This is a genomic window from Alistipes sp. Marseille-P5061, from assembly GCF_900290115.1.
In the GTDB taxonomy this organism is placed as follows: domain Bacteria; phylum Bacteroidota; class Bacteroidia; order Bacteroidales; family Rikenellaceae; genus Alistipes; species Alistipes excrementigallinarum.
On record NZ_LT985749.1, the window covers coordinates 726,064 to 737,227 of the forward strand.

The following is an 11,164-nucleotide window of genomic DNA, read 5'->3' on the forward strand; positions in this document are numbered from 1 at the left end:
GACAAAAAAAGCGACCGGAAGTTCGGTCGCCTTATTGGTAGTGGATAGGGGATTCGAACCCCTATGTCATGCGTGAGAGGCATGTATCCTAACCCTTAGATGAATCCACCGTTGAATTGTGGTGCAAAGATAGCGACTAAAATCGAATCTGCAAATTTTTCGGTAAAAAAAGTGCATTTTTCTGCAAAAACCGCCCGCCAGGGGGCTTTCGGGGCGCCGGAGCGCGCCTCCTTCCACTGCCCCATCGGGCGCCGTCGGACACCGCAAGGGACTGCGGGCAGGCGCGGGTGGACAAGCGCAGGTGGACAGCCAGCGGATGGACAGGCGCTGGGCTGCTCTCTTTCGCCGGACCCCGCCGAGCGCCATCGAGCCCCACCGGGCACCGGGGCGCCCCGCCCCCATCCGGCAACCGGAGCACACCGCCCCCATCCGGCAACCGGAGCACACCGGAGCGCACCGCAGATTACCCCGCCGCACCCACCGGGCGCCGCGGCGCACCACCTTCCACGGCCCCATCGCCCCTGCAACGCCCCCGACACCCTCCCGCCGGGGCGGCGATTCCGCGGCCGGCGCTTGCATTATCGACCGAGTTGTCTTATCTTTGATTTCAGGAAGCTGCAAAACGGCGCTTCCCGAGAAAACACCTTTTCACGATGAAACGAACCGGCATCCTCCCCCTGCTGCTCCTGGCGCTCATGCTGGGGGCCTGCACCCCGAAGAAGAGCGAACCCCGCTTCGAGACGCTGGCGCTCGACACGCTCGTGCACGCGGGCGCCGCGCAATACGACATCCAGTACCGCTTCCTCTCGCTGGAGGAGGCCGACCGCTCGCCGGCGCTGCAGGCCATCGAGGAGGCCGACATCGCCTACTTCTTCGAGCTGGAGGGCTTCACCGGCACGGCCCGCGAGGCGATGCGCACGGCCGTTGAGCAGCTCGCCGACGGCTCGATGCTTCCGGGCGACGAGGCGGCCCGCTACAGCTATTCGGTCGAGGCGACCGCCGCACGGGTCGACACGCTGCTCGTCTACACCATCACCCGCTCGGGCTATCTGGGCGGTCCCCACGACCTCTACGACACCACGACGCACACCTATTCGCTCGAAGGGGGCTACGAACTGACGCTGGGCGATCTCTTCACCCCACAGCAACAGGAGCGCCTCGCCGGCCTCATCCGCTCCCGGCTGCGGGCGCAGTACCACGTCTCCGACGACGAGGGGCTCGCCGCGCTGGGCTTCTTCCCCGACTACATCCTCCCGTGCGAGAACTTCCAGCCCACCGACGAGGGCATCCTCTTCCGCTACGCCCCCTACGAAATCGGCGACAATGCGCTGGGCGACATCGAGGTGCTGGTCAGCCGCGCCGAGCTCGAACAGCTCTGACCCGACGGGCTCCGACAAGCAGCCGCCGAGGCCCAGCGCCCGAACTCCGGCGTCTGCTGAAGTCCGGCACCCGGCACCCGGCCATAGGCAACCGACAGCCCCCACCAGCCGCCGGCCCCCAAAGTCTTGTGACCGGCAGACGGCACCAGCCACCCGGCGCAAAATTCCCGCCTCTCGCCTCCTTCGGCGGCAATCCACTGCAAACCAAAACCATACGCGCACTTCGCAGCCCGCCGCGGCATCCCCGCCGCACAACTCCAGACAACAAAAAAACGGTCCGGACTCTCACGAAGAGAGCTCGAACCGTTTTTTTCGACAGGGCACCACCCCCATCGAAAACGAGGTTCAATCGGAGGTATTCGACCCCGGAACGAGCACCGCCCCGTCGGTCTTAGCAGCAGTCGGACCGCTGCAACCTGCCGATTTCCTCAACCAACCTAAAACTACTAACCTAAATGAACCTTAAAACTTCACTGCAAAGGTAAGGGGCTGTTTTGAATTATGCAAATATTTTAGTAATATCTTAAATATATTTAACAATTTGATAACATAAACAGCCTTCTACTGATTTCCACGGCCGCTTGAAACCGTTGGAAAGCAGGATGATGCGTCTCCGACAAACGGTTCCGTCCGAGGCAAAGGCCATTCGGTCCGACCTAGTGAAGCGGCGGCAAAACCTACGCCTGCGGGCAAAAAAAATCGGAGCCACCGGGAAGAGGGTCCCGACAGAACCGAAGCGCAAAACAAGGCACAAAAAAAGGAAACCCGGAATCGGGCTGAGCCCGAACTCCACAGTTTCCTCACCAACCTAAAACTACTAACCTAAATGAACCTTAAAACTTCACTGCAAAGATACGGGGCCGTTTTGAATTATGCAAATATTTTAGTAATATTCTAAATATATTTAACAATTTGGTAACATAAACCGCCCTGGATGGGCCTGTAGAGGCACCGAAAACGATTGCGCAGACATTAGAACCCCATTTCGAACCGTTCCATCCGCAGCCGTTCCGTTCAGCCGAGGTGCCGGTTGGAGAATGCTCAAGCTGGGGAGAGGGTTCAAGCCGGGAAGAGTGTAGGCGGGGAAGGAAGGTGCGAGACGCGCGAAAAGAGGGCGTGCAGAAAGAGGCGCGCGGGGAAGAGGGCGCGCGGGAAAGAGAGCGCGGAAAGAGAGCGCACGGGAAAGAGAGCGCACGGGAAAGGAGGCGCGAAAAAAAGGCGTGCGGGAAAGAGGGCACGCGGGGAAGAGGGCGTGAGGAAAGAGGGCGTGCAGGAAGAGGGCGTGCAGGAAGAGGGCGTGCAGGAAGAGGGCGTGCAGGAAGAGGGCGTGCAGGAAGAGGGCGCACGGGAAAGGAGGCGAGGAAAGAAGGCAAAGGGAAAAGGCAGCAGGGCACCGGACACCTCAGAAGGAAGACAGCAGCCCAAAAGGAAAAAGAACAACTCGGAAAGGAGAAAGAGCAGCTCGGAAGAAAAAGCAGGGCAGCAGACACCCCGGAAGAGGAGGGGCTGAAAATAAAAAAATTCGGAGCCGCCGGAAACTGGGTCCGGGCAGAACCGAAGCGCAAAAAGGGGCACAAAAAAAGGAAACCCGGAATCGGGCTGAGCCCGAACTCCACAGTTTCCTCACCAACCTAAAACTACTAACCTAAAATGAACCTTAAAACTTCGTTGCAAAGATAAGGCTGTTCGGTGAATTATGCAAATATTTTAGGAATATTCTAAATAAATTTAACAATCCCGTAACATCGTTCCCACCGCGACACGGGGAAATGCCTTCCCGAACGCTTCTACAGGGCAAGTACCTTGCGGTAGGTCGAGAGCAGCTCCGAGGCGATGACCTCGGGCTCGAAGCGGGCGACCCAGGCGCGTCCATCGGCAACCATCCGCCGGCGCAGCGCCTCGTCGCCGAGCACCTCCTCAATCCGCCGGGCCAGTTCCTGCGGGTCGTCGGGGTCGACGTAGAGGGCGCCGGGGCCTCCGGCCTCCTCGAGGCACGAACCCGTAGCGCCGATGGAGGGGACGCCGCAGTTGGCCGCTTCAATCATCGGGATGCCGAACCCCTCGTAGCGCGACGGATAGACGAAGAGGTCGGCACCCTGGTAGAGCGCCGGCAGGTCGTCAAACGAAACGCCCTCGAGCACATGCAGATAGGGTGTCAGTCCATGCGCCGCGGCGAACTCCTCGACCTGCTGCGTATAGGGCGTGCGTTTGCCGACGGCCACGACGTGGCGCGGTGCGGGAAGCTGGGCGACGGCCTGCAGCAGCAACAGCAGATTCTTGCGCTCCTCGATGCTCCCCACCGAGAGGATGTAATGGTCGGGCAGCGCATGGCGCCGGCGCACGTCGTCGAGCAGCGCCGCATCGACCGGATGTTTGAAACGCTCGTCACACCCCTGGTAAATCACATCGATTTTCTGCTCCGGAATACCGAAGAAGTGCATCACGTCGCGCTTGGTCGCTTCGCTGATGGCGATGATGCGGTCGGCACGGCGGCAGGCGCTGCGGAACTTGAGCGTATAAATCCAGCGGTCGACGGGCTTGTAATAGGCCGGGAAGCGCAGGAATATCAGGTCGTGAATCGTCACCACCGACCGAACGCCCCGCTTGCGGAGGCCCGAGGGCAGTTCGCCGCTCAGGCCGTGGAAGAGCGCCGTGTCGGGCGCCAGTTCGCGGCTCAGGCCGAACGAGCGCCACAACGCCTTGAAGGGGCCGTGCAGCGGCTTGTGCGGATAGCGGAAGGTGAGCTGCGGGATACCGTCGAGCCGCCGGCGCAGCTCATCGCGTCCCGGGTCGGGCGTATAGAGGTCGTAGCGGTTCTGCGGCGCAAAGCGGGCCAGCATGGCGACCATCGTCCGGCCGTAGTTGCCCAGACCCGTAGCGTTGTGGGTGATGCGCTTGGCGTCGAATGCGATGCGGAGGCTTCGGAAATCCAGATTCATGACGGAATAAGCATCTTATGCGTAAAGATTGAGGTATCGTGCGTAGAGGTGGTCGTAGGAGAAGCTGCGCTCGAAATCGGCGCGGGCCTCGCGCCCCATGCGTTCACGCAGAGGGGCATCGTCGAGCAGCCGCCGCAGCGCCTGCGCCAACGCCTCTTCGTCGCCCGGGTGCACAAGCAACCCCGTACGCCCGTCGTCGATGAATTCGGGCTGCGAGCCGTTGTCGGAGCAGACCTGGGCGCGCCCCGCCTGCATCGCCTCGAGCACCGTCAGACTGCCCGCCTCGCTGACCACCGAGGGCGAGACGCAGAGGTCGGCCTGCGGCAGCAGCCGGTTGGCCCCGCGGACGAAGCCCGCAAAGAAGACCTTGCCGCGCAGCGCCTCTTCGGAGGCCGTTTCACGGAGTGCGGCGACGAAGCGCTCCTCGCCCGTGCCGACCAGCACCAGCGCGAAGTCGTGCTCGGCCAGCCGCGCGCAGGCGCGCAGCAGCACGTCGCACCCCTTTTCGGGGACCAGGCGGCCGCAGAAGAGCAGCAGCGGCGTAGCGGGCGCAATGCCGAAACGACGGCGCAGGTCGGCGGCAGGCTCCCCGTCCGACGCCGCAACGGGCTCCGGAACGCTGTTGTGGATGACGCAGAGCCTGGCCGGGTCGACCGGCGGCTCGCCCGCGAGGAACTCGCGTCGGACCAGCTCCGAGACGAAGGCGATGCGGTCGATGCGGCCGTAGAGCCAGCCGTAGAGCCATCCCCGCTTGCCGCGCCGCACCAGATGGCGCGTCAGCACGATGCGGGGCCTCACGCCGAAGAGGCGGCTCAGCAGGCAGGCATAGGCCGCCGTGAAGGCATCCTTGAAGTGGTGGACATGGACCACCGAGGCCCGCGTCCGCAGAATCAGCAGCGCCAGCAGCAGTGCCGACCAGAGGTCGACGGCCCCCTTCAGGGGCATCGTGCGGCACCCGGTCCCGAGGCCCGCCGTGCGCTCGCCGATGATGCGGCTCCGGCGCGAAACCAGCTCCACGCGCCGGCCGTCGGCCAGCAGGCGGCGCGTGAGGTCGTAGACGAACTGCTCGCCACCGCCCCACGCGGGGGTCGCGAATATCTGGATGATGGTTCCGGAGTGCTCCATAAGGACAAATATAGCGAAAATTTTCAATGCGCCATACGGCGGCGGAGACTCGTGCCCCAGCGGCGCGCCGTGAGCAGGAGCACGACTGCCGGCCGCAACGCATGCCAGCGGTCGAGGGCGAACATCAGCAGCTCGCTCCGCGAGAAGAAGCCGCTCAGAATGCGGTGCAGCCCCCGCGTCTGGTCGCGCAGCCGGCATACGTAGGGGTCGTCGCCCCGCCAGGGGCTGCTGCTGCGGTCGATGTAGCGGATGTACCACCAGAGCTCGTTGACCAGCCGGTAGAGGTCGGCGCCGCTGTCGGCAAGCCGCACGGCGTTGCGGCGGAAGATGTCGTCAACCACCTCGGCGTAGCTGCGGCAGTAGTCGAAGCTGATGCGGCGGTGAATCTCCGAACCGGGGCGCTGCAGGTAGTTGTACCCGGCGTAGTCGATGAAGCGCACGTGCGGCGCGCGGCAGGCAATCTGGATGTTGACCAGCGTATCCTGCCCCCGGCGCATGGGATAGTGGAGCAGCGTGCCGTCGAAGAGCGAGCGTCTGAAGAGCTTGCCCCACAGCGAGGGGGCGACGCCGAAGGTCATCACCTCGCGCAGGTAGCCCAGCCCCTCGAGGTCGGCCGTGCGTCCCTCGCGGACGACCGTCCGGTAGGAGGCGCAGACGCGCGTGTAGTTGCCGCAGACGATGTCGCAGTCCGCACGCTCCTCGATGGCCGCAACCATCCGCTCGAGCATGTCGGGCTCCCACCAGTCGTCGCCGTCGAGAAAGCAGACATACCGTCCGCGCGAGCGCGACAGCGCCGTCTCACGGGCGCGGGCCACGCCGCGGTTCTCGGTCGAGAGCACCACGAAGCGGTCGTCGCCGGCGGTCAGGCGCCGGATTTCGGCCAGCGAGCCGTCCTTCGAGCCGTCGTCGACGACGATGGCCTCGAAATCGGGGTAGCTCTGGCGCCGGACCGATTCGATGCAGGGGGCAAGGTAGCCCTCAAGGTTGTAAACCGGGATGACGACCGACACCGCGGGGGCGGCAAGTCGGTCGTTTGAAAGGGAGGGGGTATCCATTGAATCGAGTTATTTGACGTAGTTGCGGACGGCCTCGGCAATTCGTTCGCCATCCATGGCCGCCGAGATGATGCCTCCGGCATAGCCGGCACCCTCGCCCGCCGGGAAGAGCCCGGCAGCTTCGGGGTGCATGAGCGTCGCCTCGTCGCGCGGGATGCGCACGGGCGACGAGGTGCGCGACTCGACGCCGACGACCACCGCCTCGTTGGTCAAGAAGCCGCGCATGCGCCGCCCGAAGGTGGCGATGCCCGCCCGCAGCCGCTCGGCGATGAAGCGGGGCATCCACTCGTCGAGACGCGAGGGGGTGATGCCCGGCAGGTAGGAGGTCGCCGGCAGCGTCGTGCTGGGGCGTCCCGCCACGAAGTCGGCCACACGCTGTGCGGGGGCCACCTGGTGGTCGCCGCCCCGCTCGCGGGCCAGCTCCTCGAACTGCTGCTGGAACTTCAGACCGGCCAGCTCGCCCCACTCGTCGCGCAGGTGGGCGAAGTCCTCGAGGCGGATTTCGGTCACCAGTCCCGAGTTGGCGAAGGGCGACGTGCGGCCGCTGGGTGACATGCCGTTGACCACCGACTGCGCCGCATCGGTCATCGCCGGGACGATGAATCCGCCGGGACACATGCAGAAGGAGTAGACGCCGCGTCCGCCCTCCTGGCTGACAAGCGAGTAGGCCGCCGCCGGGAGGTACTCGCCGCGCCGCTCGCAGTGGTACTGAATCGAATCGATGAGCGCCTGGGGATGCTCGATGCGTACCCCCATGGCGAAGGGCTTCGCCTCGAGCCGCACACCGCGGCGCGCCAGCAGCTCGTAGATGTCGCGCGCCGAGTGGCCCGTGGCGAGGATGACGGCCGCCGCATCGATGCGTTCGTCGCCGCAGCGCACGCCCGTCACGCGGCCGTCGCGCAGCTCGAGGTCGGTCACCCGCCGCTCGAAGAGGAACTCTCCCCCGGCATCGAGAATCGTCCGGCGGATGGCCCGCATGATGTAGGGCAGGCGGTCGGTGCCGATGTGGGGATGCGCCTCGTAGAGTATCGAGGGGTCGGCGCCGTGGAAGACCAGCGTCTCGAGCGCCTTGTGGTAGTCGCCGCGCTTCTTGCTGCGCGTGAAGAGCTTGCCGTCGGAGAAGGTTCCCGCGCCGCCCTCGCCGAAGGCGTAGTTCGAATCGGGGTCGACCGCTCCGTTGCGGTTAATCTGTGCGATGTCGCGCTTGCGGGCCGAGACGTCGCGCCCGCGTTCGAGAATCACCGGCCGCAGCCCCAGCTCGATGAGGTGCAGCGCGGCGAAGAGGCCGGCCGGGCCCGAGCCTATGACAAGCACCTCCGTACGGCCGGCTACCGAGGGGTAGTCGAAGTGTACGGGTGCGGGCAGCGGCTCGCGGTCGACGTAGACCTCGAGCGTCAGGTTGACTTTGGGCTGCCGCTGGCGGGCGTCAATCGAACGCTTGACGACACGCACGAGGGCCACCTCGTCGGCGGCAAGGCCGAGACGACGCGCGGCGAGCGTATCGCACAAGCGGGTATCCGCCGCCTGTTTGGGCGAAAGGACAAGGGTAACAATCTGAGGCATAATGACTCGGTTGGGGGTCACAAAAATAGCGAAAAAAAAGCAGAAACGGCCGCCCCGGATTGGGATTTGTGAATTTTTCGCTACCTTTGTCTTTCGAACGCGGATATGGTGTAATTGGTAGCCACGTCAGACTTAGGATCTGATGCCTTACGGCGTGGGGGTTCGAGTCCCTTTATCCGCACAAAGGAGCCTTTTTCGAGGCTCCTTTTTTTGTGGGAATCCGGATGCAGAACAGCGCGAAATGATTGTATATCAATAAATTGATTGCAATAATCAGCATCCCGGCCTCCGCCACCGAAAAGTATTTCGCCGAAAACCTTCGGGTGGCAATTTGGTGGCAAAGGGGTCAAATCGGGAGCCAGGCGAGCAAACTGCCACCTTTTTTGCTTATAATACACTGAACTGCTGCATTTTGCATCGCAATAGATTTTTCTTGTCAGCGTTTTGTTAACCTCTAAATTTTACAAAACCATGAGACAAGAGAGTTTCAGGATTCTCTTCCTGATGCGAAAGGGAAGAACGAAAAAAGACGGATTCGCAACCATTTATGCCCGAATTACAACGGGCAGTTTCCGTCAGGAGATCTATTTCAACTGCGAGGGACGACCCGAGTTGTGGAACCAGCGAAAAGAACGGATGATGGGGACCAGCCGCCTATCCGTGAAGATCAACGAGATGCTTGACGAATTCCGTGTACAGATTCTCGACATCCGCAGCAAACTGCTTGCCGAAGGTTTCGAGGCCAATGCCCTGCAAATCAAACAGCGTTACTTCAACCCGCTTAAAAACACCATGATGTTGATCGCGGGGCTGGGCGACTACGTCCAACGGCGGCAGGCAGAGGTCGGCGTGCGCATCACCCAGCGGACAGCCGACAAGTACGAACGGCTGCTACGCTATCTGAAACAGTACCTCGCCCAGCGCGGCCCGGAGGAGGATATTCCCGTCGAGCGGATGAACTACGAGTTTCTCGACGGATTCAGCCTCTTCCTGCAAACGGCACACCGCTGCCGCCACAACGGCGCCGTGGCCGTCATGGACTGTCTTCGCAACTTCGTACTCTACTGCCTGCGCAACGAATGGATTGCCAAGAATCCCTTCCTCTACTACAAACTCAAGGAGGATCAGGCGCAGGCCAAAGAGCACCTCACGGCCCGCGAACTGGAAATCCTGACCCGCAAGCAACTCGACCATCGGCTGGCCCGTATACGTGACGTTTTTGTCTTCTGCTGCCTTACGGGACTGGCCTTCGCCGATGCCGACCACCTGCGGAGCGAACACATCTCGCGCGACGACGAAGGACGCTGGTGGATCCACAAGCCGCGCGAAAAGACCGCCGTAATGAGCCGCATTCCACTGCTCCCGATGGCATTGGAGATCCTCCGCCGCTACGAGCACGACGCAGTCTGCCAGGCCCGCGGACGGGTGCTGCCCCTGCCGAGCAACCAGAAGATGAATGCCTTTATGAAGGAGATCGCCATCGTCTGCGGCATCGACAAGGTGCTGACCACGCATTGCGCCCGCCATACGTTCGCCTGCATGGCGGTCGAATACGGAATGCCGATTGACGTCCTGGCCAAAATTCTTGGGCACTCTAACACCAACATGACCCGCCATTACGCCAAATTTTCCGAGACGGTGATCGGCCGAGAAATGGAGGCTTTCGGCGAAAAACTGGCTTCGGCTGCCGCGGAGGGAGATTCCGGGTTGTAATAAAAGCAAGTTTATGTTTCGAGACACTCGAAACCTTCCGAATCCATCCCGCTGGTCTATTATACATTACACAGATGAAAAGTCCGAAGAATCCGAACCGCCCGCGAGGCGGCCGCCCTCCCAAATCCGAAACGGAACGACTCAAACGAAGGCTGGTCGTCTGCCTGAACGAGACCGATTACGACGCCCTGTGCCGCAAGGCACGGGTCGCCGGTCTCGTGTGTGCCGAATACGCCCGGCGCGCCCTTGCCCGGAGCATCGTCCGCGCTCGGATGACTCCCGAGATGCTCACCCTGCTGCGGCAGCTCACCGGCATGGCGAACAACCTCAACCAACTCGCCCGCATGGCGCATGTGGCCGGGTATGGACGCGATACCGCCACTTTGGCGGCGTTGGTCGACCGAATTGATGCGCTGCTCACCCGAATCGACAAACTGCCATGATTGCCAAACTCTCGAAAGGCGGCTCCTTCGGCGGAGCCGTCCAATACATTTTCGGTCCCGGGAAGGGCGCCGACTGCCTGGCCGGAATGGGCGTTCTGTTCAAGGACACGCCCTCCATCATCCGCGGATTCGAACGGCAGGCTGCGCAAAACCCCAGGGTTTCGAAACCCGTGGGACACGTTGTTCTCTCCTTTTCGCCTCGGGATGCCGCACGGTTGAACAACCGACTGCTGCTCTCCATTGCGGTGGAGTATCTGGACCGGATGGGGATTAAGGATACGCAACTTATCATTGTCCGCCACCGCGACCGGGAACATCCCCACCTGCATATTCTCTTCAACCGCGTGGGCAACGACGGACGGACGATCTCCGACCACAACGACCGTTACCGTTCGGAGCGGCTCTGCAAGCAACTGACCGCCCGCTACGGGCTCTACTTTGCATCGGGCAAGGAGCAGGTCAAGGAGTACCGGCTACGCGAACCGGACAAGACAAAATATGAAATCTACCATGCCCTGTGCGATGCCGTCCCCCGCTGCCGCAACTGGGAGGAGCTAATGACGGCCTTGCGCCGCGAAGGTGTCACTACGGAGTTCCGGATGCGCGGAGGCACTTCCGACGTGCAGGGTGTCGTGTTTGCAAAAAACGGCTACCCGTTCAACGGTTCGAAGATCGACCGGCAGTTCAGCTATTCGAAAATCGACACCGCACTGGAACGAAACAGCCGACAGGCGCTTGCTCCCGAACGCCAATCGGCTCCGACCCTGACACCCTCGTTCAGCTACCTGCTGGACGATTTGCTGCGTCCGAGGTTTGATCCCGACGAGGCGGAACAAACCCAGCAGGAACAACAGCGCAGACGCCGCGGGCGACGGCATTAAGAGCTACGTTATAAATCATCAATACCAAAAAACAATTAAATCAAAGCGGGATCTTGTCCAATTCAT

At 62.2% G+C, this 11,164-nt stretch carries 9 protein-coding genes and 2 tRNA genes; 6 read left to right on the top strand and 5 right to left on the bottom strand.

Features of this window, described 5'->3' with window-relative positions; translation table 11 throughout:
• Positions 1 to 35: 35 nt before the first annotated feature.
• A tRNA-Glu gene (locus C8267_RS06800) sits at positions 36 to 110 on the bottom strand.
• Positions 111 to 653: 543 nt separating this feature from the next.
• Between C8267_RS06800 and C8267_RS06805 the strand changes: the two genes are divergently transcribed.
• Positions 654 to 1,379 carry an RsiV family protein gene (locus tag C8267_RS06805; protein ID WP_087362021.1) on the top strand — a complete coding sequence of 242 codons (726 nt, stop codon included), beginning with the start codon at positions 654 to 656 and terminating at the stop codon, positions 1,377 to 1,379.
• Between the two features lie 1,030 nt (positions 1,380 to 2,409).
• Entirely contained in the window at positions 2,410 to 2,889 is a 480-nt protein-coding gene (locus tag C8267_RS06810) for a hypothetical protein (protein WP_106634131.1), read from the top strand.
• 277 nt (positions 2,890 to 3,166) lie between these two features.
• Here C8267_RS06810 and C8267_RS06815 read toward each other — a convergent pair whose 3' ends face one another.
• The 4 genes from C8267_RS06815 to C8267_RS06830 are packed head-to-tail and all read right to left on the bottom strand — an operon-like array spanning position 3,167 to position 8,061.
• Positions 3,167 to 4,318: a glycosyltransferase family 4 protein gene (locus tag C8267_RS06815; protein ID WP_106634132.1), complete on the bottom strand. Its 1,152-nt coding sequence runs from the start codon at positions 4,316 to 4,318 to the stop codon at positions 3,167 to 3,169.
• A gap of 15 nt (positions 4,319 to 4,333) precedes the next feature.
• Complete coding sequence (locus C8267_RS06820; protein WP_106634133.1) at positions 4,334 to 5,443, bottom strand: glycosyltransferase family 4 protein; 1,110 nt, start codon at positions 5,441 to 5,443, stop codon at positions 4,334 to 4,336.
• 23 nt (positions 5,444 to 5,466) lie between these two features.
• Positions 5,467 to 6,498, bottom strand: a complete 1,032-nt coding sequence (locus C8267_RS06825; protein WP_106634134.1) for a glycosyltransferase family 2 protein — start codon at positions 6,496 to 6,498, stop codon at positions 5,467 to 5,469.
• A gap of 9 nt (positions 6,499 to 6,507) precedes the next feature.
• Positions 6,508 to 8,061: an NAD(P)/FAD-dependent oxidoreductase gene (locus tag C8267_RS06830; protein WP_106634135.1), complete on the bottom strand. Its 1,554-nt coding sequence runs from the start codon at positions 8,059 to 8,061 to the stop codon at positions 6,508 to 6,510.
• Positions 8,062 to 8,160: 99 nt separating this feature from the next.
• Here C8267_RS06830 and C8267_RS06835 point away from each other — a divergent pair.
• From C8267_RS06835 to C8267_RS06850, 4 genes are all read left to right on the top strand, one after another.
• Positions 8,161 to 8,242, top strand: a tRNA-Leu gene (locus C8267_RS06835).
• 290 nt (positions 8,243 to 8,532) lie between these two features.
• Positions 8,533 to 9,774, top strand: a complete 1,242-nt coding sequence (locus C8267_RS06840; RefSeq protein WP_106634136.1) for a site-specific integrase — start codon at positions 8,533 to 8,535, stop codon at positions 9,772 to 9,774.
• Between the two features lie 74 nt (positions 9,775 to 9,848).
• Entirely contained in the window at positions 9,849 to 10,217 is a 369-nt protein-coding gene (locus tag C8267_RS06845) for a MobC family plasmid mobilization relaxosome protein (RefSeq protein WP_106634137.1), read from the top strand.
• A complete protein-coding gene (locus C8267_RS06850) occupies positions 10,214 to 11,098 on the top strand; it encodes a relaxase/mobilization nuclease domain-containing protein (protein WP_106634138.1) in 885 nt (294 codons plus the stop codon). Before C8267_RS06845 ends, C8267_RS06850 begins: the two co-directional genes overlap by 4 nt.
• Positions 11,099 to 11,164 lie beyond the last annotated feature (66 nt).

Bases quoted from the DNA above. Each gene is read 5' to 3' on its own strand.
- C8267_RS06805 (WP_087362021.1), top strand. From the start codon at position 654: ATGAAACGAACCGGCATCCTCCCCCTGCTGCTCCTGGCGCTCATGCTG.
- C8267_RS06815 (WP_106634132.1), bottom strand. From the start codon at position 4,318: ATGAATCTGGATTTCCGAAGCCTCCGCATCGCATTCGACGCCAAGCGC.
- C8267_RS06820 (WP_106634133.1), bottom strand. From the start codon at position 5,443: ATGGAGCACTCCGGAACCATCATCCAGATATTCGCGACCCCCGCGTGG.
- C8267_RS06825 (WP_106634134.1), bottom strand. From the start codon at position 6,498: ATGGATACCCCCTCCCTTTCAAACGACCGACTTGCCGCCCCCGCGGTG.
- C8267_RS06830 (WP_106634135.1), bottom strand. From the start codon at position 8,061: ATGCCTCAGATTGTTACCCTTGTCCTTTCGCCCAAACAGGCGGCGGAT.
- C8267_RS06840 (WP_106634136.1), top strand. From the start codon at position 8,533: ATGAGACAAGAGAGTTTCAGGATTCTCTTCCTGATGCGAAAGGGAAGA.
- C8267_RS06845 (WP_106634137.1), top strand. From the start codon at position 9,849: ATGAAAAGTCCGAAGAATCCGAACCGCCCGCGAGGCGGCCGCCCTCCC.
- C8267_RS06850 (WP_106634138.1), top strand. From the start codon at position 10,214: ATGATTGCCAAACTCTCGAAAGGCGGCTCCTTCGGCGGAGCCGTCCAA.